Origin of the sequence: Enterococcus innesii (assembly GCF_022846515.1) — a bacterium.
Classification (GTDB): domain Bacteria; phylum Bacillota; class Bacilli; order Lactobacillales; family Enterococcaceae; genus Enterococcus_D; species Enterococcus_D innesii.
Genome location: NZ_AP025635.1, coordinates 2768966 through 2791299, shown reverse-complemented (window position 1 = coordinate 2791299; position 22334 = coordinate 2768966). Strand labels below are relative to the sequence as shown.

20 protein-coding genes and 1 tRNA gene are annotated in these 22334 nt (G+C 41.9%); 2 read left to right on the top strand and 19 right to left on the bottom strand.

Annotated features, from left to right (window positions below; translation table 11 throughout):
- Window positions 1-152: 152 nt before the first annotated feature.
- Both groL and groES read right to left on the bottom strand, forming a co-directional pair.
- Window positions 153-1781: a chaperonin GroEL gene (groL, locus tag ENLAB_RS12990; RefSeq protein ID WP_005237384.1), complete on the bottom strand. Its 1629-nt coding sequence runs from the start codon at window positions 1779-1781 to the stop codon at window positions 153-155.
- A 31-nt stretch (window positions 1782-1812) separates the two neighbouring features.
- A complete protein-coding gene (groES, locus tag ENLAB_RS12985; RefSeq protein ID WP_005225291.1) occupies window positions 1813-2097 on the bottom strand; it encodes a co-chaperone GroES in 285 nt (94 codons plus the stop codon).
- A 218-nt stretch (window positions 2098-2315) separates the two neighbouring features.
- On the opposite strand from groES, the gene ENLAB_RS12980 reads away from it, so the two are divergent.
- Entirely contained in the window at window positions 2316-2960 is a 645-nt protein-coding gene (locus ENLAB_RS12980; protein ID WP_005225290.1) for a CPBP family intramembrane glutamic endopeptidase, read from the top strand.
- A 42-nt stretch (window positions 2961-3002) separates the two neighbouring features.
- Here the strand turns inward: ENLAB_RS12980 and ENLAB_RS12975 are convergent, their stop codons facing one another.
- The 10 genes from ENLAB_RS12975 to ENLAB_RS12930 all read right to left on the bottom strand — a co-directional run bounded on the left by ENLAB_RS12975 (window position 3003) and on the right by ENLAB_RS12930 (window position 13813).
- A complete protein-coding gene (locus tag ENLAB_RS12975) occupies window positions 3003-4433 on the bottom strand; it encodes a 6-phospho-beta-glucosidase (RefSeq protein ID WP_216682812.1) in 1431 nt (476 codons plus the stop codon).
- A 25-nt stretch (window positions 4434-4458) separates the two neighbouring features.
- The gene (locus ENLAB_RS12970; RefSeq protein ID WP_005225288.1) at window positions 4459-5751 is read right to left on the bottom strand and encodes a PTS sugar transporter subunit IIC; all 1293 of its coding nucleotides are present in this window, start codon (window positions 5749-5751) and stop codon (window positions 4459-4461) included.
- Window positions 5752-5906: 155 nt separating this feature from the next.
- The gene (locus tag ENLAB_RS12965) at window positions 5907-6644 is read right to left on the bottom strand and encodes a MurR/RpiR family transcriptional regulator (protein ID WP_010747610.1); all 738 of its coding nucleotides are present in this window, start codon (window positions 6642-6644) and stop codon (window positions 5907-5909) included.
- 43 nt (window positions 6645-6687) lie between these two features.
- Window positions 6688-7494: an MBL fold metallo-hydrolase gene (locus tag ENLAB_RS12960; protein ID WP_005231151.1), complete on the bottom strand. Its 807-nt coding sequence runs from the start codon at window positions 7492-7494 to the stop codon at window positions 6688-6690.
- A 55-nt stretch (window positions 7495-7549) separates the two neighbouring features.
- Entirely contained in the window at window positions 7550-8404 is an 855-nt protein-coding gene (locus tag ENLAB_RS12955) for a two-component system regulatory protein YycI (protein WP_194193935.1), read from the bottom strand.
- Complete coding sequence (locus ENLAB_RS12950) at window positions 8405-9715, bottom strand: YycH family regulatory protein (RefSeq protein WP_200125972.1); 1311 nt, start codon at window positions 9713-9715, stop codon at window positions 8405-8407.
- Window positions 9712-11553 carry a cell wall metabolism sensor histidine kinase WalK gene (walK, locus tag ENLAB_RS12945; RefSeq protein ID WP_077453585.1) on the bottom strand — a complete coding sequence of 614 codons (1842 nt, stop codon included), beginning with the start codon at window positions 11551-11553 and terminating at the stop codon, window positions 9712-9714. Before walK ends, ENLAB_RS12950 begins: the two co-directional genes overlap by 4 nt.
- 3 nt (window positions 11554-11556) lie before the next feature.
- The gene (gene yycF / locus ENLAB_RS12940; protein WP_010747607.1) at window positions 11557-12261 is read right to left on the bottom strand and encodes a response regulator YycF; all 705 of its coding nucleotides are present in this window, start codon (window positions 12259-12261) and stop codon (window positions 11557-11559) included.
- A gap of 132 nt (window positions 12262-12393) precedes the next feature.
- On the bottom strand, window positions 12394-13254 hold the full coding sequence (locus tag ENLAB_RS12935; RefSeq protein WP_140965716.1) for a DegV family protein: 861 nt from the start codon (window positions 13252-13254) through the stop codon (window positions 12394-12396).
- Complete coding sequence (locus ENLAB_RS12930; protein ID WP_034872437.1) at window positions 13247-13813, bottom strand: DUF1836 domain-containing protein; 567 nt, start codon at window positions 13811-13813, stop codon at window positions 13247-13249. Before ENLAB_RS12930 ends, ENLAB_RS12935 begins: the two co-directional genes overlap by 8 nt.
- A 268-nt stretch (window positions 13814-14081) precedes the next feature.
- Here ENLAB_RS12930 and ENLAB_RS12925 point away from each other — a divergent pair.
- Window positions 14082-14154 (top strand) — tRNA-Lys (locus tag ENLAB_RS12925).
- Between the two features lie 689 nt (window positions 14155-14843).
- Here the strand turns inward: ENLAB_RS12925 and ENLAB_RS12920 are convergent.
- From ENLAB_RS12920 to ENLAB_RS12890, 7 genes are all read right to left on the bottom strand, one after another.
- Window positions 14844-15848 carry an SIS domain-containing protein gene (locus ENLAB_RS12920; RefSeq protein WP_244351499.1) on the bottom strand — a complete coding sequence of 335 codons (1005 nt, stop codon included), beginning with the start codon at window positions 15846-15848 and terminating at the stop codon, window positions 14844-14846.
- 11 nt (window positions 15849-15859) lie between these two features.
- Window positions 15860-16909, bottom strand: a complete 1050-nt coding sequence (locus ENLAB_RS12915) for an SIS domain-containing protein (RefSeq protein WP_244351495.1) — start codon at window positions 16907-16909, stop codon at window positions 15860-15862.
- 12 nt (window positions 16910-16921) lie between these two features.
- Window positions 16922-17740, bottom strand: a complete 819-nt coding sequence (locus ENLAB_RS12910; RefSeq protein WP_244353427.1) for a PTS system mannose/fructose/sorbose family transporter subunit IID — start codon at window positions 17738-17740, stop codon at window positions 16922-16924.
- Complete coding sequence (locus ENLAB_RS12905) at window positions 17727-18512, bottom strand: PTS mannose/fructose/sorbose/N-acetylgalactosamine transporter subunit IIC (protein WP_074536862.1); 786 nt, start codon at window positions 18510-18512, stop codon at window positions 17727-17729. Before ENLAB_RS12905 ends, ENLAB_RS12910 begins: the two co-directional genes overlap by 14 nt.
- Window positions 18513-18529: 17 nt before the next feature.
- Window positions 18530-19000: a PTS sugar transporter subunit IIB gene (locus tag ENLAB_RS12900; protein WP_077453589.1), complete on the bottom strand. Its 471-nt coding sequence runs from the start codon at window positions 18998-19000 to the stop codon at window positions 18530-18532.
- A 10-nt stretch (window positions 19001-19010) separates the two neighbouring features.
- The gene (locus tag ENLAB_RS12895; RefSeq protein ID WP_077453604.1) at window positions 19011-19430 is read right to left on the bottom strand and encodes a PTS sugar transporter subunit IIA; all 420 of its coding nucleotides are present in this window, start codon (window positions 19428-19430) and stop codon (window positions 19011-19013) included.
- An 83-nt stretch (window positions 19431-19513) separates the two neighbouring features.
- Complete coding sequence (locus ENLAB_RS12890; RefSeq protein ID WP_244351492.1) at window positions 19514-22288, bottom strand: sigma-54-dependent transcriptional regulator; 2775 nt, start codon at window positions 22286-22288, stop codon at window positions 19514-19516.
- Between the last annotated feature and the right edge of the window lie 46 nt (window positions 22289-22334).

Below are 22334 nucleotides of genomic sequence, written 5' to 3'. Positions count from 1 at the left end.
CTACCAATCCTTTCTCCTTTGATTCAAGCAATGAACCAATTCTTTGGTGCTTAGAATACTAAGAAGAAAGGTTTTTTGTCTTTTTCTGTGTTGAAGTATTTTTTGATCGCACAAAAAAAGAACCCCTCAAAAGAGGAGTTCTCAAGGCTTGCTTACATCATGCCGCCCATACCCATTGATGGGTCCATTGCAGGAGCTGCTGGCGCTGCTGGTTCTGGTTTGTCGGCAACGACTGCTTCAGTCGTTAATAATAATGCGGCAACAGAAGCTGCGTTTTGTAATGCAGAACGCGTCACTTTTGTTGGGTCAACGATCCCAGCTTCTAGCATGTTTACCCATTCGCCAGTTGCTGCATTGAAACCAACGCCTAAGTCAGCGTTTTTCAATTTGTCGATGATGACTGAACCTTCGTAGCCTGCATTTTCAGCAATTTGACGAACTGGTTCTTCTAAGGCACGTAAAACGATTTTGACACCTGTTGCTGCATCGCCATCTGTTTCGATTTCTGCAACTTTGTTGATGACATTGACTAAGGCAGTTCCCCCACCTGAGACCATGCCTTCTTCAACAGCGGCACGTGTTGCATTCAATGCATCTTCAATACGTAATTTCAATTCTTTCAATTCAGTTTCAGTTGGTGCCCCAACTTTGATCACTGCAACCCCACCAGCAAGTTTTGCTAAGCGTTCTTGTAGTTTTTCACGGTCAAAGTCAGAAGTTGTATCAGCGATTTGGTTTTTGATCAATTGAACGCGTGCGTCAATCGCTTCTTTTTCACCAGCACCTTCAACGATCGTTGTGTTGTCTTTATCCACAACCACTTTGCTTGCTTGACCTAAGTTATCGATGGTTGCATCTTTCAACTCAAGGCCTAAGTCTTCAGTGATCACTGTACCACCAGTTAAGATCGCAATGTCTTCTAGCATTGCTTTACGACGGTCACCAAATCCTGGTGCTTTCACTGCGACAACATTGAATGTTCCACGGATTTTGTTCAATACAAGTGTTGGTAATGCTTCGCCATCAACGTCATCAGCGATGATTAATAATGGTTTTGATTGTTGTAAGATTTGTTCTAACAATGGCAAAATATCTTGGATGTTAGAGATTTTTTTGTCAGTGATCAAGATGTATGGATTTTCTAACGCTGCTTCCATTTTATCGTTGTCAGTTACCATGTATTGTGATAAGTACCCACGATCAAATTGCATTCCTTCCACGACATCTAATTCTGTTTCGATCCCTTTTGATTCTTCAATAGTAATAACGCCGTCATTACCGACTTTTTCCATTGCATCAGCAATGTATTGACCAACTTTTTCACTACCAGAAGAAACAGCACCAACTTGTGCGATCGCTTCTTTTGAATCAACGATTGATGAAATGTTGTGTAGCTCTTCTACAGCCACTTTTGTTGCCATTTCGATCCCGCGGCGAATACCTAATGGGTTCGCACCAGCGGTGACATTTTTCAATCCTTCACGAACGATTGCTTGTGTCAATAACGTAGCAGTCGTTGTTCCGTCACCAGCGATATCGTTTGTTTTTGAAGCCACTTCAGAAACAAGTTTTGCGCCCATGTTTTCAAAATGATCTTCTAATTCGATTTCTTTAGCGATCGTTACACCGTCATTTGTAATCAATGGTGAACCGTAAGATTTTTCTAAAACCACGTTACGACCTTTAGGGCCTAAGGTTACTTTTACTGTATCTGCTAATTTATCTACCCCACGAAGCATTGCTGCACGTGCGTCTTCTGCAAATTTGATTTCTTTTGCCATGATTTCATCACCTCAAGTATTTTTATTTTTCTTATTCTACTACTGCAATGATATCTTTTGCAGCAACGATCAAATATTCTGTTCCTTCATATTTCACTTCTGTGCCAGCGTATTTTTCAAACATAACTTGTTCGCCAACGTTGACAGCAACAGGAGCTTTTTCACCGTTTTCGAGCGTGCGTCCTTCGCCGACTGCAATAACGGTACCCGTTTGTGGTTTTTCTTTTGCTGCTGATGCAAGCACGATTCCGCCTACAGTTTTTTCTTCTTCTTTTGCGACTTCGATAATCACACGATCACCTAATGGTCTTAACACGATAAATCCCTCCAATGAATGTTATAGAATTTAGTATTAGCACTCTCTTATGTCGAGTGCTAACTTACATTTTCAATATTACTCATTTTCCCTCATTTTTGCAAGCCTTTTGCTAAATTTTTTTTTGCATTTCTATTTGATTGATAAAAATAGTAGGATTTTTTGTTTCTAGAAGCAACCTAGTCTATAATGAAGCAAAGGAGTGTGAGGAAACAACTATGTCTTTATCAAAATATTCTTTATCCACGATTCTTACTTACGGCATCGTCTTTTTTCTACCGATCGCTTTCGTCCCTAGCGGACATCAAGTAGCAGCAACAACGATCGGTTACTTAGCTGGTGCAGCGATCATGTTTTTCTTGTATTTCAAACAAACAGAACCGCTATCGTTTGAACACAAAAAAACCAAAGTCTCAGCGATTCTTATTTACGGGCTAACAGGCATTGTCGCAGCGATTTTGTTGCAAAATCTAGCCATCTTTATCGAATCCTTTTTCGGAGAAGTCAGCGCTTCGCAAAATACCGAAAACATTATTGCCATCGTGGTGCAAAACCCACTCTTTGCTCTCGCAGCAATGGTCGGTGGGCCAATTATGGAGGAATTTGTCTTCCGCAGAGCCTTAGTTGGCATCATTGGGAAATACAGCAATGTTTGGGTCGGTGTAGTGGTCAGCGCCGTAGCCTTTGCCTTTGCCCACAATGACAATCATCTCTTAGTCTATATTTTCTTAGGACTGTTCTTTTCTGGGCTGTATGCTTTGACCGGCAGTATTTGGACTTCCATGATCACCCATGTGGGAATGAACACTTTAGTGATTATTATTCAGTTATTGCTTCATTACGGCTATATCCAAATGCCCTAAAGAAAAAACGCTACGCAGAAATTTTGCGTAACGTTTTTTTCTTTAGACCTTCGTGCCATTGGACGCAATCACTTGCTGATACCATGCAAATGAATCTTTCTTCCGACGAGCAAGGGTTCCATTTCCTTCATTGTCTTTGTCCACATAGATCACACCATAGCGTTTCTTCATTTCCCCTGTCCCCGCAGAAACCAAGTCAATGATGCCCCACGGTGTATAACCTAATAAGTCGACGCCATCATAAGCTACTGCTTCTTTCATCATTTCGATATGGGCTTTTAGGTAGTCAATACGGTAGTCATCGTGGATCTGTCCATCCTCTTCCACCGTATCCACCGCACCAAAGCCATTTTCTACAATGAAAAGCGGCAATTCGTAGCGTTCGTTAAACCAGTTCATGGCATAGCGCAAGCCTACGGGATCAATCTGCCAGCCCCATTCAGAAGCATCGACATAAGGATTGTCCACCAGATCTTGGCTCTCATCATAGTCATAGGTTGGATCATTCTCCTTGCCTTTGGTCGCAAAAGACATATAGTAGCTAAAACCAATGTAGTCAACACAGCCTTTTGCCAAAGCTGCTTCATCTTCATGGGTGATATCTAAATCAAATTGTTTTCTTTCAAAATAGCTGCGCATATAACTCGGATAGTGCCCACGGGCATGAACATCTGAAAACCAATAGCGCCGCTGCATGGCCACCGTGGCTGCCATCATGTCTTTGGGATCGCAAGAATACGGATAGATTGGGCACATCGCGATCATCGATCCGATTTGAAACGCAGGATTGATCGCATGTCCTAGCGCCACCGCTTTTGCACTGGCAACGAGCTCGTAATGAGCTGCTTGGTACATGACTTTTTCTCGGTCTTCTCCTTCCGTAAAGAACAGACCAGAATTGGTAAATGGCGCAAAATCTTCTTTATAGTTTGCTTGATTATTGATTTCATTGAAGGTCATCCAATACTTCACTTTCTTTTGATAGCGCGTAAAACAAACTTCTGCAAAGCGGACAAACAAATCGATCAATTTACGGTTACGCCAACCTCCGTATTCGGTCACTAAATGATAAGGCATTTCAAAGTGAGACAGGGTAATGACTGGCTCAATGCCATAGCGTAAACACTCATCGAATAATTGATCATAAAAGGCCAGGCCTTCCTCATTCGGCTCGCGCTCATCCCCCTTTGGAAAAATACGGGTCCAGGCAATCGATGTTCGGAAGCACTTCAACCCTAATTCGGCAAAAAGCTTGATGTCTTCAGGATACCGATGATAAAAATCGATCGCTTCATGATTGGGATAGCTTTCGCCCGGTTGGATACCTTCCGTGATTCGGCGAGGAATTCCGTTGCCTCCGACAGTCATGACATCAGCAACACTCACGCCTTTTCCACCCGCACGATAGCCGCCTTCCAATTGGTGAGCAGCGACTGCGCCACCCCATAAAAAATCGCTTCTTAGTTTATTCATTTCTATTCAACCTGCTTCCTTGGTATTAAACGATCTCTGTTTCTTGTTTATAGTTCAAACTATCGACTTTACGAATGAAAGGATAGTAAATAAAGAAGCCGATTGCTAAAACAACAAATTGTAAAATAGCGGTCCGAATGCCACCTACTAGAAAACCTGAAATGATCGGCGGGGTCGTCCATGGAACTTGCACAGCAGTAAATAGCGGTACGATACCGGTATAAAGTGCAAAATACGTGATCACGCCTGAAACCATCGGTGTCAAAATAAATGGTAATACCATGATTGGGTTCATGACGATCGGTGTCGCAAAAATAATTGGTTCATTGATATTAAAGAATGCCGGGATCAAGGAAAGACGTCCTAATTGTTTGAACTGCGCCGAACGGGCAAAAGCCACCATGTATAGCACGATCCCAATCGTCATTCCTGCGCCAGTTACCGTCATAAATTGATCCAAAAACTGCTGGGTCACGATGTGTCCGCCATTTTCTAATGTCAATGCTTTACCAGATTCAAGAATAGCCGTATTGGCTAGTGAATTGGCTTGTAAAATTGGTCCCATGATCCCGCCCACGATCGTCGAACCGTGAACCCCAAAGAACCACAAGAATGGCACTAAGAAGCCTAACATCATTGCACCACCAAGGGAATCCGTCACCCCTTGCATCGGACTTTGAATCACGGTGTAGATCCATTCGACCACGGTTGTTTGAAAAACTTTATCAAAGAAAATATAAATGCCTAATGCGATGGTCGTCAAAACAGCGGCTGGAATCAATGCTGTAAATGAGTTTGCGACATTGGTGGGTACTTGCTCTGGCAGTTTGATTCGGATGTCGCGTTTCAAGAACCACGTATAGCCCCAACCCACAAAAAGTCCCACTAAGATGGCACTGATCATTCCTTGTCCACCGGTCCACGTCTTATCAATGACATTTGCGATGGTCACATTTGCTTCAGCATCCGTCACACTTGACTCCATAGTTAATAAGAAAATAACTAAACCAATCATTCCTGCAGGGAGTCCTTCGTAACCTTCTGCTTTTACATATGAATAGGCGATGCCCATTACGGCGAAAAAGGCCATAATTGCAAAAGAGGCGCCATAGGCTTGGTTGAAGTATTCACCTAAGCCGCTATTCGTTACCCAATCCGCAATCGACTGGACGGGAAAGTTTGCTAATAGCAGGAAAATCGATCCTACGATTGAAAAGGGCATCGTATAGAGCATACCGTTTCTTAATGCAGTGATTGCTTTCGTATTGACAAATTTTAATATTGGGGGTAATAATTTCTCATTGATCCATTCGTTCATCTCACATCACTCCTAAAATAAAATTCTATCCACCGGCCAGTGAATTCGCTTACAAATAAATCTTAATGGATAATATTCCCCTTGCCTATAGCTTTTCTAAGTTATGAAACATGTTCCAACAAAAAAAACAGCCGAAGCTGTTTTTTTACGATCACTTAGATTTGCTTGTAGACTTGATGGGCTAAAAGTTCGATCAGTGTAATCACCGGGACTTGCGTCGTCAGGTTCAAATCGACTTCTTTTCCCCCACTGACGACGGGCATATAATAGGAAATATTGTAATCTGCCATTTGGGCGATCGTCGATTTTTCATCATTGGTGATACTGAGTACTTTTGCCCCATACCGTTTGAAGTCCTCCGTTTGCTTGATCATTTGAATGGTTTCTCCCGAAACTGATAAAATGATCGCTAACGTATTTTCCATCCCACGAGGCGGTACTGGCAAAAAGGGATCGACGATGCTATAGGCATTGATGCCTAAATTAGCAAAATAGCGGCTGCCATAGGTGCCCAGAATGCCACTTGTGCCGATACCTGAAAACGCCACATGGCGTGCGGAAAGAATCAGTTCTACCGCTGGCTGGATAAACTTACGGTAATCTTCATTATTGACTTTTTTTAAGAATGTATTGACTTGGATCGTTGCATCATAGAAAAGATCAAACGCTCGTGCATCTTGTTCCTTTTTTTGACAGATCGCATACTTTAACTCTGAATACCCGCGATAGCCTAATTTCGTGATACATCGTAAAATCGTCGAGGTCGAGACATGGCATGCAGCTGACAATTCGCGGATCGTCAACTGATCGATCTCTTCAAAATGCTGGACAATGTACTTATAAACAGCCATTTCAAGCTCGTTCAGACGCTTGATTTTTTCTTCATCAAACATACCTGCTGCCTCCACCCGACAATTTTATCCTTTGTTTGATCGATTAGATTGCAAATAACTCCGTCGCTTTGTCAGGATCGGTATCATAGACTTCAAATGTTTCTCCAACACCTAGATCATGTTCTTTCATGGTGTTGACCATCGTTAAGTGCGCCAACTCTTTCAAGTTGTTTTCTTTACTTAAATGACCAAGATAGACCCGTTTGGTATTGTCGGTCAAGATATCCGTCATGACCAGAGCGCCATCTTCATTCGATAAGTGACCACGATCTCCAAGAATTCGCTGTTTGAGGCTCCATGGGTAAGGGCCCATTCGCAGCATTTCTAGGTCATGGTTGCTTTCCACAAGGTACGCATCGGCGCCTTTGATAATGCCTCGTACATGATCGCTGCAATAACCGGTATCCGTCAACATCACGAATGATTTGCCGTCTTTATGGAAACGATAAAATTGCGGCGCTGCAGCATCGTGAGAGACGCCAAAGCTTTCAATGTCCAAGTCACCCAAGGTCAGCACTTTTCCCATTTCAAAGATATGTTTTTGTTCGACAGCGACGTTACCGATCATTGGATCCATCGCTTGCCATGTTTTTGTATTCGCATAGACATCAAGTTTGTATTTTCGCGCCAGTACTCCGACACCGTGGATATGATCTCGATGTTCGTGGGTCACAAGAATGGCGTCCAAGTCTTCTGGTTTACGCCCTACTTCATCCAATAATGAAGTGATCTTCTTGCCGCTCAAACCGGCATCCACTAAGATCCGCTTTTTATTGCTTTCGATATAGAGCGAATTTCCTGAGCTTCCGCTGGCTAGAATACTTACTTGAAAGGCATTTTCCTTCATCATGGTTTACGTGACTTCCTCTCTGGTTGTTTCAACGAGTTCCATTATACCCGCTTTTTTATGGATTTTCTACCTTTTGAACGGCATTATTCGTGATGATCCGATTGCTGAAGGCATTGACCGTTTCGATTTGGATGGTGTCATCGCCATCTAATTGGAACGCAATAAACCATGCAGGAATATACACATTTTTTTCCCTAACCTTCAAAATCATCGTATAGGCTAATTCCGTCCAGAGAATTTTCGAGTGACTCGGCAGCTTGTTGTTTAGATAAAGCGTATTTACTGCTTCTTTTTCTGAATAAACCGTCATCTTTTCCCTTAGAGGCGTAATATTGGCGATATGTGTTTGGGTGTAACGGGCAATCTGCAATAGATCATCCGTTTGTTCTAAGGTGATATCGATTCGACTTGAGCTGTCATTGAAAGGAATGCCTTCATAGGATTGAACCGCCACCACGGTCGGATGATTGGCGTTCAAGACAGAGAGGTTTTCCAAATAGTCATATTCATCCCCAAACAGGACTTGATCTTTTCGTTGCAAAAAACCATTGACGGTTTCTTCCGTTTGGGAATCATCACTGATGTAAAAGCCATTGGTTGAGACATGGATCAACTGCTGCCCTTTGACCGTCGACCCTCTTTTGAACTGCGTATTGAGTTGCGGATTTCGTAGCTCCACATCAAAATCCGTCTGTTCACCGCTCAAATAATAGCCACTCAAGACCTCATCTGATAATTCGCCAGAATACCGAATGTCCTCAGACTCGAGGCGTTGTTCGATAGGAATCGTTTGGTTTGATTGTGAAACCATCTGATGCTCGCTGCGAGCCTCACTGTAAACATTGAATAAAAAGACGTTCAGACCAAGAAAAGCGAGGAAAAAAATCCATTCGATTCGTTTAAAATCCAATTAATTCTCCTCCGTTTCTGCTAATTTTGTCATTAATGCATCATAACTGATCCAAGACGAGTCATAATTGACATACCAAGCAGGCGTCAAATCAACGAGTGGTGCATCTTTGATCTCCCCCCATTGATAGCCAACGATGATCTGTTGCAATAATTCAGGATCAGCCCCTGCCGCAATCAGATCATTTTTGACCGACAAACTAGAGGGTAATTCAATCTCGGTTTCAGAAGGAATCGGCACTTGAATCGCGTTCAAACTGGCAGAAATCGTCATTTCCCGACTGCCGGTCTGACCACTTTCTGAAAAAGCCACACTGATCACCCCTTGACCACCAGTACTAAAGACTGGATAACCTTCAACGAAGACCCGATAATCCAAGTGCTTGTCTTGTTGATCAAAATAGCGGATCGTCCCAAAATTGTTGCCTAAACGAATAATATAATCCGCACTCAACATCGCCAGATCCGTTTCATCGGAACCATCTGTGGTGGTTTCAAACTTGACTTGCTGTTGATCTTGCAAGACCGTCATGTTTTGCCCACCTTCATAATAGTAGGTATCGACACTTTCATCATTGATTTTGACGTTTTTAGGATTGTTGAAAAAGGCTTCTCGGAACAAACTCTGAGACTGTGTCGAAGAATAGTAGCTGTATTTTTTCAGCTTGATCGAATCTTGCGTATAATATTGATTGCTGGTTCGTTCTTTATCTGCCACCATTGTCGTCCATTCCCGAGGATTATCTGCCAATAAATGTTTTACTTGGCTTTTATCCCAATCGATCTTGCCTCGAACTACTCGTTGATGGGTAAAGTCAACAAATTGGATCGTATTTTCTTCGAGATCAAACTGGATGCGAGAAAACGGAAAATCCTCTGTTTCACTTTCGTCCTCTAAGGATAGTTCTTTATCAAAGGTTTTCTCGTAGTCTTTCAAGTAAAACGTCGTATAGTAGTTTAAGGATATTCCTTGATTGACTTCTTGGGCTTTTGAAAAAGCTTGTTCCTCACCATAGGTCCGCAGGGTCAAATCACTGATCGTTGCCTCGTTGATCACCTCTTGGATCTCTCGAATCACCGCTTCAGAATTGGTTTCTTTGATATCCTCTTCATCATTCCAAGTCAGATATAGGGGCAAAAACAAATCGCTTTTTTGTTTGTAGGTTTGAACCGAAGGATTGACGCCAGTGTCTGTTTCCGTGCTGGCATTGTTGAACCCGGTCGGATTTAGCCAAATCATATAGGAGAAATAAAAACTCAAGGCGATCATCACGATCAAGCCTACACGAATGATTTTTTCTGAGATTCTCATACCCACCAATCCTCCTCATACGGTTCATACGGCAACATGATGTAAAATGTTGACCCGCGATTTTCTCGACTTTCCGCCCAAATCGCACCGCCATGAGCTTTGATGACTTCACGTGAGATCGCCAACCCTAAGCCGGTGCCTCCTTGTTGGCGGGCTCGAGCTTTATCGACTCGGTAAAAACGATCAAAGATCTTCGTGAGATCTTTTTTCGGAATTCCTAGTCCTTGGTCATTGATGCTAAGGACGATGTTGTTATGAGTCTCCATCAATTTCACCGTAATAATCCCACCATCTGGGGAATATTTGATGGCATTATTCATGATGTTGTCGATCACTTGGATCATTTTGTCCGTATCGACTTCCACCCACAATTCTCGTTTGGTAAACTCGCGGCGAATCAAATATTTTTTACTTTCATTCGTCACCATCATGTCAAAACGATCCAACACGAAATTAACCATTTCATTGAAATTGATATATTCCAACTGCAGTTGCGAATTGCCACTATCCATCCGCGACAAACTCAACAGATCATTGATCATGCGAATCATCCGATCCGTTTCATCCAAGGTCACTTTCAGAAAGTTCGGTGCAATTTCTGGATCTTTCCAAGCCCCTTCACTCAGCGCTTCGATGTAGCTGCGCATACTCGTTAGAGGCGTTCGCAACTCATGAGAAACGTTGGAGACAAATTCTCGCCGTTCCTGCTCATTCTTTTCTTGTTCCGTGACATCGTGCATTACGGCAACTAGACCGGAAATGAACCCGGACTCTCGACGGATCATGGAGAAATCAATGCGCAAAATCAGATTTGTTCCCGTCGAATCATTGCTAGGACGCTCCAATAGCATGTCTTCAGGGTTTTCCAAAAGCTTTCGTAACGTGTATTCTTCATCGATTTCCAATAACGTCAAAATCGACTGCCCGATCGCTTCTTCGTTAGTGACATTCAATAAGGACATCGCCATCTCATTGATGGTAATGACTTTGCCTCGTCGGTCGGTGGCAACAACCCCATCTGTCATGTGAGACAAGACGCTGTCCAAGCGGTTTCGCTCGGACTCCATCGCCTCTTGGGTCTCTTCGATTCGTTCCCCTAATTGATTAAAGGTTTCCGCCAGTTGCCCCAATTCATCTTTTCCATGAATCGCGACCTTGCGGCTATAATCTCCTTTGGCGATACGAATCGCTTGTTCCCGCATCTCTCCAATTGGTTGGGTAATGGAACGAGAGACCAATAGTGCCACAATGATCGAAATCACTGCCGCAATCAGCGAAGCGGTAACGAAGATGACCGCTGTTGTACTAACTTCATTGTATTTTGACTCAAGATTACTCCGTAAATAAAGGGTTCCTAAGACGGTATCCCCTGTCGGTGATTGGATCGACTGTACGATATTGAACACCCGCTGGCCGCTGGATTCATCATAAAGGACTTCACTACGGTTCGTATCGTAATCACGGTAATCATTTTTTTCTCCCACCGATCCACGATCATTGATATTGGTGGTTGCACGAATAATCCCTTGCTCATCCACCACCCGCATCTCCAAAATTTCCGAAGAGTTGGTACTCGTTAAGATTCGATTCAAGGAAGCATTCATGGAATCCCAATCCAAACCGTCATCATTATCCATGCGACTCAATTCAGAGCCTAATGTCACCACTAACGTGCTGGCCCGTGCCTCCATGTCGCGTTTGAAGGCATCGACCGTTGTTCTTTCCAATTCGCGAATAAAATACGCCCCGATAATCTGGATCGCAATCAATAAGATCAAGATAAAAGTCAGGGCGATTTTGAAGTTCACCGATTGAAAAAAGCGAACCTTATTTTTCATAGCTTATTCCTGTTCTGGGTTCCGCAAGTAATAGCCCACTCCGCGACGAGTAACCAAATAGTTTGGATGGCTCGGGCTGTCTTCGATTTTTTCACGTAAACGGCGCACCGTCACGTCAACGGTTCGGACATCACCAAAGTAGTCATAGCCCCAGACAGTCTGCAATAAATGTTCTCGGGTCATCACTTGACCAAGATGTTTCGCCAAGTAGTGCATCAATTCAAACTCCCGGTGCGTCAATTCGATGGCTGCACCATTTTTAGTGACCATGTAGGCATCCGGATGAATCGTTAAATCACCAATCGTTAATTCGCTGTTGGCATTGTCGTCTGCTTCCTTCGCAGCTGCCGAGCCGCGACGCAGATTGGCTTTGACGCGGGCCACCAATTCCCGGTTTGAAAATGGTTTGGTTACATAATCGTCCGCACCAAGCTCAAGGCCTAGTACTTTATCGATTTCAGAATCTTTGGCTGTGACCATGATGATCGGCATGTCATGGGTTTTGCGCACTTCCCGTGCAACTTCCAACCCATCCATTTTTGGTAACATCAGATCAAGTAAAATCAGATCAGGATCGACCTCAGCTACTTTTTCTAATGCCTCTTCTCCATCATAGGCGGTATATACTTCATATCCTTCTTTGGTTAAATTAAATTTGACGATATCAGAAATTGGTTTCTCATCGTCCACGACTAGGATCTTTTTCAAAAATGTCACCTCAATTTTTTTTGGTTTCTTACTTATTATACATTATTTAAACAGGCTTTTCATCTTTCCCAAAAACCGCCGCCTCATTCTTAAGGAAAGCACAAAAAAAGAAAGGCACGGGGCCTTTCTTTTTTACTCTTCTAAAAGCTGGATACCGATCCCTAACAACCCAGGACCCGTGTGGACAACTAATGCGGGAGAGATTTGCCCAAACAAGATTTCTTTGACCTTTGGAAATTCGGCTTCTAATCTTGCCTTCATCTCTTTGGCTTCTTGTAGTGCATCACCTTGGGCCACAGCTAAACGCACATGGCGATGATCACCGATAAATTGCTTGATCAAGTCGACGGTTTTGTCCAAGCTTTTCTTCCGTCCACGAGATTTTGCGACCGTATAGTAGATTCCCTCTTCATTACAAGAAATGATGGGATTCAATTTTAAAGCATTCCCTAAGATGGATGCGACAAGACCGATCCGGCCGCCTTTTTGTAAATACTCTAAGGTAGCTACGTTGAAAAAGACTTTGTTTTTCGGGACTTCATTCGTTAGTTGTGCCTGCAATTCTTCCCAGGTCACGCCTTTTTCTAACAGCTCTGCCGCACGAATCGCTTGTAGCCCTGCACCGATCCCGATATTTTTCGTATCAAGTACAAAAACCTCAAGGTCGGTCCGTTGTTCACCTAACAGGCGAACAACATTAAACGTTCCACTCAATCCGCTGGAGATGGTTACAGCAAAGACTTTTTCATACCCATCGGCTTTGATCCGATCAAAGATTTCCCCGATCGCCGCGCCATCAGGTAATGAAGTACTAGGAATCTCTTGCGGCAAACGTTCGTAAATTTCTTCGGCAGTAATATCAACTTTATCGGTATAGGTCCGATCCTTGTAAATAATTTGCAATGGCAGCATATACATGCCGTATTGCTCCATGATCTGTGCGGGAACATCGGTACCTGAATCAACTAATAGGGCAATTTTCTCTTTATTCATGGGCTTCTCCTTTATGTGTTTCTAAATAAATGACTTCTAATTCGATTGTTTTTTCTGCCAACAATTTATTAGCAAAGGAACGCGTTGCACCTTTCATGGCCACTAATTCAATCGGGATTGGTTCCGATGCCATTTGCTCGGGCTCTCCCATTGCTTCTTTGCCAACAAGATGGATTGCTTTTTCTTGTTCTTCACAAAATACATTATAGGCATTTCTGATTCCGACAGCTTTCCCTTGAAAAAGGATGCCTGTCTTTATTTCTGGAATCGTCAACACTTGCTTCAGCATCGTGATCGCGATCAAAAATGCGAGATGCTTTTGGTTGTAACGTTTTTTTTCTGGTGCGGGGATCATCCCTTTTTTGACATAATTATTGACCATAGACGAGGTCAATAGCGGATGTTTTTCTGTTTGGATCACTGGTGATAAATATTGGTCAATCAAAGTGATTACCTGATCCATATACAGTTCCAGGGTCGGTAATTCTTCCCACCTAGGCAGATGGAATTCCAGCAGCGATTCGCCCCATGTTTTCATGTCCGATTGTAATTTTTCCATGTCATCCTCCATTTTGACTAACAGAAGGTTAGATTATCACAAACTAATCATCTAGTTTCGATAACTAGATACATTTTATCACGGCTTTCTGAGTTTTTAAAGCATTCTGATCAACCTTTTAAGAATTTCCTATCATTTGAAATTGGGGAATGAATGGTATTTTTTTAAGATAACCTCTGTTTTCCAACTGAAAAAGCACACATTTTTTTCAAAAGAATGATTGATTTTTAAACAACGGAGTGCTAAGATAATGAAGTACTTTTGGTACGGGCCGTTAGCTCAGTTGGTAGAGCAGCTGACTCTTAATCAGCGGGTCGCGGGTTCGAGCCCCTCACGGCCCATTGGGTGCCAAACCCACGGAACAGGTAAATGTTGGTGCGAAAGCATTTCGAAAACATTTATGCTGTTCCATTTTTTTGTTTAAGTCTTTTTTGGTCACCTTGAAAAGATGTACCAGGGTTTCCTTCTCCACTGCTGATCATTCAGAAACTTATATGACTATCCTTAACACTTATCTCTATCCCCAAAAAACACCTCGCTTCTAAGTAGTTCAGCTATGCTCTTTTCAAAAATCAAAGTAATTCGGTCTAACTTTTTAGGAAGAATTTCCACTTCTCAGACGTTTTTCAATGATAGATTGCTGCCATTTATTACAAATATTAGAAACCTTTTGATTTAGCCTCCCTCTTTTTCCCGTTAACTTTAAACTAACTTAATTGCCTTTCGTTAGTTTGTTATCAACAAGGAAGTATTAGATTTTAGTAACTGTTTAAGTCCCTTCAAATCCTTTTTCTTTTCGTTTCTTTTTGCTCCTCCAAAAAATACCAAAAAAAGCGTTCCATCAACATTTAGTTAACGAAACGCTCTATACATTGTTAAATTATGAATTCAGGTGTTCTTCATTTATGAAGTTTAAGAATAGATCACTTTTTCTTATTAAGGTAGCTTCCCTATCCACTCCATAGAAACATTATATTTCAGTGTTCTTTTGGGTTATCTTTCTATCGATCCTATTCCTCTTGGTTTTCTATCAGTACTCAAATTGGCGATAGTAGCGCCGAATTTCCATTGGGTGACAATTCATTTGTTCGACATAAGCATCAATGCGCTGCGTCACACAATGCATCAATAAGTGGGACAGCACTCGGCCGCGATATTTCTCACTGATTCCTGAAACAGGATAATCCTTGGTATCGATCAATGTATAGTTTCCACAAATTCTTGGCAATAATTTAGCTACTCTTTCTGATAATGGACGTTGCTCGTCTTCTCCCAAAAACACTGTGACAGGTGTGGTTTCGTCAACGATTTCCAACGTTCCGTGAAGAAACTCAGCAGCATGGATCGATTTTGAACGCAACCAGCTTTGTTCTTCCCAGTAGCACATGGCGTAAGAATAGACTGCGCCCCATTGATTTCCTGCACCGATGAAATAATGCATCGCATCATGACGATGCTGCTCCGCAAATGCTCGCCCAAATTCATCCGCCTGCTTTTCAGCTTCTACTATTCCTTTTGCTAAATATTGATCCAATTCTCGATAGTAGGCGTCGTAATCAGGAAAATCCCCATGGTTTTTCATCAATCGATCGGCAACCATAAAGAATTTGATTTGTTCGGTTCCCGGTGCAGGATACGTGATGACATGGTCACAGTGTTCCGCCAAAATACTGCCTGTTGAATCAATAAATCCTAGTAATGTCGCTCCTACTTTTTTGATTTCTTCAACTGCTTTAACCACTTCTTGTGTCGTTCCAGTAACAGAGGACAAGATGACTAACGAGTCTTTGGTCAAACGACGGTTGCCGGTTGTATAGTATTCTGCCGCATGTTGGACGTAAACCGGTAAGTCACTTTTTCCATTAATGTAAGTGACAGCTTGCATCGCAGAAGCATAGGTACCGCCAATTCCTAGATAATAGATGGCGTCAAAGCCTTTTTCGTCAAGGGCATCGACTAATTTTTCAATTTCTGGACGTAGATCTAACATTCCTTGAATATCGTCAATTTGTTGTTGTTCATTAAATTTCAGCATCTTTTCCACCTCTAAATTTTACTTTTTAGCACTTGATCAAAGTCATCAAAAATACGTTTACGCAAATCGATCCCTTTAGCAGCAGCCCCGAGATAGGAGAAAATTTGGAACGGAATAACTAAGAGCAAAGAAGAAAATGTTTCTTCACATGCAACATCCAACCCAAGTGTATCGGGATTCTTTGCCGCTGCTGTGGTGATCGTATAAGCTTTTCCCACATGGGATGCTAAATAATCATGCAACAGTTGGGCTCTTGATTGATTCGGGCTTGGTGCTTCAATAAAGAAAAGCACATGTTCATGGTTGGCTTCAAGATACGGCCCGTGCATATACGCTTCCAATTCAAATCCTTGCGAAGGCACTCGAATCGTTTCCGTAAATTTCGTTTCAAATTCTTTAGCGGTTCCCCAGTTTGGTCCATAACCGACTGCCACAAACCGATTCGCTAGTTTAAAAATACTTGCGTTTTTCTCAAAAAAATCAATTGTCTTAGCAATGACCTGAGGAATGGCTTCAATCATCTCCTCTAACTGATTTTTGATCATCGACACTTGGTCGTCGGATAATATACCTTTGCTGTAACCAATAGATACCCCCATTAAATAGAGTTGCAATACTGTAGCTACATATCCTTTGGTCACGAATCCAACGGTCTCGATCCCAGTTCCTAGATCAATGCTTTCGTTAACTTTTTGAGCAAGGGGACTTTCAGGATCACTGCTTAAACCGATCGTATAAATATCTTGCTTGGACAACTGCGCCACTGCATCTATCGTAGAAGCACTTTTTCCGCTTTGAGAAACCGCCAAAACTGTCTCGACTTCTTTAGAAAGATGGCCGTAATGATTAAAGTGGTATGGCTCTTCAATCGTGACAGTGATCTGCGCTAATTTCTCCATTGCGTACTTTGCTGCTAAACAGGCATTGGCAGAAGAGCCCGTTGCCAAAATCAGTAAATTCTCGATTGCAGCTCTTTTTTCTTCTTTTTTAGGAACAAACCCCTGCAAGATCTTAACTAGTGTTGCTTGCTCTTCTTGTATATAGTCCATCATCGTTGCCACAACAATTCCTCCTTAAAAGAGTCCAATCAAGGATCCTAAAATACCTACGACTGCTAATCCCAGCAAAATAATTAGCGGCTTGACTTCTTTTTTCAAAAGATAAAAGACAGCCCCAAAGGCACCCAATGACAATATTTTCGGAACGATATCATCAAAGATGCTTTGAACCGTAACTGCATTTTCTCCTGAACCAATCTGCAACGGAATGTTGATATCGATCATCGTAGCGGTCATTCCTCCTACGACCATCAAACCAATGATTGCAGCGCCATAGGTTAAACTTTCCATCAAACCGTTTTCCTGAATTTTCTTTAAAAATCCTGTCCCAAGTTTATATCCCCAACCAGTCGCAAAATAACGAAGTAGTAGATGAGGAACATTGAAAATCACTAGAAACAGAATCGGACCTAAGATATTTCCTTGTAATGCCAATGAAGTTCCTACCCCAGTAGCAATTAGCCGCAACGTTCCCCAAAAGAAGGAATCTCCGATTCCCGCTAAAGGGCCCATCAAAGAGGTCTTGATGTTATCAATCGCTGAAGAATCAAAATTTGGATCATTGACATTTTCTTCTTCCATCGCCGCATTGATTCCTAAAATAAGCGTGACGATATGCGGGGTCGTGTTGAAAAATTCCAGGTGCCGTTTCAACGCATCGGCCATCGATTCTTTTGTTTTGTAGAGTTTCTTTAAAATCGGAATCATCGCATAGACATAAGCTAGGTTCATCTGTCGCTCATAGTTCCATGAGAACTCCATTTGAAATGAACGCCAGAAGACACGATTCAACTCTTTTTTGGTAATTTCGGATTTCTCATTAGAAGTCTTCATCATCATCTAGTACCTCCCCTGAAGTCATTTGAATAGATTGCCCTTGTCCACGAATGTTTCTTAAATTCACGACTACAACAGCCGTTATTGCTCCGAAGATTGCAATCCCTGTAACAGGAATCTCTAAATAAGCTGCTAATGCAAAACCTAAAAAGAAGTACGGTGCAACTTGTTTGTTAATCAGTAACCTAGCCAACATGGCAAACCCAAGGGCTGGAATCAAACCAGTTGCAACTGATAGGCCGTTCTGTACAAAGGCTGGAATCATAGCCAATAACTTACTAATCGTATTGCTGCCTACCATAAAGGAGATCGTCACTACAAGGGCTAACATCAGAGATAGGCCAAAACCTGCTAATAAGTGCATTCGTTCTACACCTTTGTAGTTTCCATCTGCCGCGTATAAATCGGCTTTTTGGTTCATCATTGGGATAAGCAACCCCAAGTAAACATTTTTCAAGATAAGGGTCAATGTGGCGATTGGAAGTCCCAACAGTAAAGCCGTCTCGGTTCCCGCTCCTGCCGTAATTGCGAAAGCTGTACCCAGAATCCCTCCAGTTACGACATCTGGCGGAATAGAAGCACCGACAGAAAATGAGCCGATAAACGCTAACTCTAGTGTTGCACCCATAATAATTCCAGTGTTTATGTCCCCCAATACGATTCCTGTAAACAATCCAGTGACAATCGGACGCGACAGTAATGACGTTCCTAATGCGTATTCAGACTGCGCAATAAATGCAACAATTCCAAGTAATATTGCTTGCAGCATCTCTTTTGCTCCTTTCTTTATAATACATCTTCGACAGCGACTTTTTTATCCGAAGGTACTTGACGGATATCGACAGCGATTCCTTTTGCAACCATTTTTCTCAAGAGTTCTTCTTCTGCTGGTAAAACATTGACTGCTTTGCCAATATTTTTAGAGCCTTCTTTGGCTTTGATCCCACCGAGATTGATCTTGTCGATCTCTGGACAGTTTTCTGCTAACTTATACGCATCTTTGATGGAATCAACTACGATGAATAATTTGTATTTATCCGTTACACCGCTTTGCAGGGCATGAATTGAATCCTCAATTGATTTGATCACCAGTTTTACGCCTTGCGGTTTTGCTAATTTGATCGTTGTCTTACGAATATCATTTGTCGGTACATCATCATTGGCAATCAAAATACAATCTGCGCCTAAATTTTGGGTCCAAGAAAATGCGACTTGGCCGTGTAATAGACGATGATCGACTCGTGTCAAAATAATCATGTCGTCCCTCCTAAAATTCTTCTTCTTCGATTTCTTTTGCTACACTATCATTGCAAAACTGGATCATATCTTTCGAATTTGCCAGCGCTTGATGGATCGTTTCTGAAATTGCACCTCCCCCTTGAAGTTGTGTCGTTAATTCAATCAACAATGGCAAATTCAAACCTGCGATTAAATAAAAATTGGGTTGTTGGATATAACGCAAAAATTCATTGTTCACGCTGCCGCCAAAAATATCTGTGATAACGATCACTTCATGTTCTTTATATGTTTCCATCAGGGTATCTACCGTTGTCGTTAGATCAAATGCTTCGTCCACATAACAGTCAATCGCAAGGACTGATTGTTTTTTACCGCAGATAAGTTCTAACGAATGCAAGATTCCTGATGCAAATCGTCCGTGGGATGCTAAAATAACGAGTCGTTCCACTGCTTTCACCTCACTTTGCTCCAAGTTACATCTTACTAAACGCAAAAAGCGTGCCAAAAAAAGTGGCACGCTTTTCTTATCGATTAAAAATCCGCTTCAACCATTGAAGAATCAGTGTTTCCAAACAAAACATCATAGATGTAGCAAACTTCAGATTCCGGTATCGCGACACTGTAAACCTTTTCAATGACACTAAATGCTTTTTTGATCTCATTCAGCTGCTTTTCATGACACTGGAGTAATGTGTCGCTGGCATGATAAGTATCAATGGCTTCATTTCGAATAAGACGCTCAATTAAGCAACTCGTATGGACAAACAACGCGAGTTTGCGATCATTGGCGATCCGTTGCTGCCACATGCGCTCCAGATTTCCCACGAAAAATTCCATTTGAGAAATCACTTTTTCTGTATCTAGAATCGTTACCGATTGAATCACTCGATCCAATGAAAAGTTTCTTACTAATTGATTGTTCACATAGGCAATCATCTCTTCATCCAATTCTTCTTTTAGCCAACTTAATAGCACCTCTGTCCCAGCACCCGAAATTAGTTCTTCTAAAGAAATAAAAGGAGCCAGCTCTTGGCGAGGTTTAGTGGTTCCCACAACACCAACAATGTCATACGCTGCCAATGTCTGTCTTATATGTTCACTGTTTTCCAGCTGGTTGAATTCATAAGGAAGGATCCGAATCTGTAAATGATCAGGAATACTCTTTTCTAATAAGGTAGAGATTTGAACAGCAGTTCCAATTCCGGTTGAACAAGTTGTAATGACAACTTTCTCTTTTTTCACTTTTGGAAGAATGATTTCCCATTCGTTTTGGTGAAAGGTATTTACTCGCTCTGGAATTTCTCTCAAGGAAATATTCTGTTGGATACACTCCCCCACAGCGAGGGCTACACTTGTCGTTACATTGTTCATCATAACAATTGGAACCGCCAATTCTGGAATATATTGATAGACTTCTTTCAAAGATCCCATGTCGAACAAGACAACGAGTCCATTAGATACATCGTTTTTCTGAATATAGGTGGTAACCCTTTCCGCAATTTGTTTGGGCGTGACCTCTAATGGCATATCGAAAGACTGAAAAACCGATTCATTCAATAAGCGGTTCGCAACATTCGCGATACTACTGGCGGTTGCGTAACCATGGGCTACTATGATGCTGCGGGGGAGCGATGAATCTTTGGAATACCCCATATCATTGATATAAAGTGTAAAAATGATTCGGTCCATACTTGTTAACTCGATATCCAATGCTTTTTGCACTAGGCCTAACAAATTCTCGGTGTAACGATCACTTGTAGAATAATGCTTTTTCACACTTTTCAATAGATTTTCTGTCAATAAAAGTTTGTCTTGATCATCCGGCAGCCACTCCACATTTCTCCGCAACCATAAATAATAACTGATTGTATAAACCATGCTACCATTAAAACTGATTTGAAAAGAATGCTCGATCTGCTCCATCATTCGCTGAACATGTTCTGTCACAAAAATCATTGTCCGCTGCTTTTGTTCCTGTTTATGATCAAACAATAAATTTTCGAAAAGCCTTTCGATCACTTTTGAAATAGGCTCGGCTGCCGCCGCAAAGTCCTGCCCTGCTTGGACATAATTAAGTAAGATCTGTTCATACGTTTGAATGATCTTTTGTTGTTCAGGTTCACTTTCCGCAGTTAGCTGCTGGATTTGAGTTTGGCTATCAATAAGAACCGGTTGCATTGTCCCCATTTCATTAGGTTCTTCTGTCAGTTGCAGTAAGTGTTCTGGCAAATGATACACAGTGACTGCTATTTTTTTTACTTCTCGTTTTAAACTGGCTGTATAGCTTTTGGCTGTAATAATTTTGATTGTACTTTTTAATTCGCCGACATTCCCAGGAAAATGACTGGTCGTTAAAATTTCGATTACTTGAGGTGAGAGCTCTAACGGCAAACCGATACGCTTTTGTTCTTCAATAAATGCTTGCAAAATCAACTGCTTCCTTTCGGAAACCGTCCGTTCTTCCAAAGCGGGCAATGTCGCTTGGATCGGAATTCGCCGTATAAAGGTTGTTAGAAATGTTTGTTTCAAATCTTCGGTGGTCGCAAACACCAACCGACAATCAACTGAGATTGGCCGGCCCGTATCCCCCATTCGATAGATAACTCCCTGATCCAGAAAAGTGAATAATTTTTCCTGTCCTTCAGCATTCAGTCGATGAACTTCGTCAAGAAAGAGGACTCCACCGTCTGCTGCTTCAAATGCACCTTCGCGATCTTCTTCTGCGCCAGTGAAGGCTCCTTTTACATGTCCAAATAAATTGCTCGTCAATAGCTCATGGTTATTGGCATACTGTGCGCAATTGATCGTAATCAGCGGCGCATCACTTTCTAGTAATTCATTTGCCACACAATAATGATGGAACATTTTTACGAGAAAACTCTTCCCAGTTCCACTTTCTCCCGTCAATAAGAATGGAAGCCCGCCATTCGGATAGAAGGCTGCCATCTTGATCTGTTCAATGATTTCTGCCAGACTACCTTTGCTGCCGATCACACTGGAAAAGAAATCTTCTTTTTGATCAAAAAAAGGCTTTTCTTCCGCCACCGCAGCCAGACTATCATACACGTTTTTTGTTAAAGGATAATTTTGGATTTCAAATGCCTGCTTATGAAAAAAATAAACGGGTCGGGTCGCAATTTTCACAAGGCGACCTTCTTCCGTTAACTGATTCAAGTAGTGACTGATGGTATTTCTCTTGACGGAAAACTTCTCGGCAATATCTTTCGCAGTAAAGATATCGCTTACATTTTCGATAGAGAAAAAAGCTGTTTGATTTTGCAAATACGCGAGTAATTGTTCTTTCATTGTCGTTCTCCTTGTCCGCTTTCTCTGATTATCATAACTTAAAAAG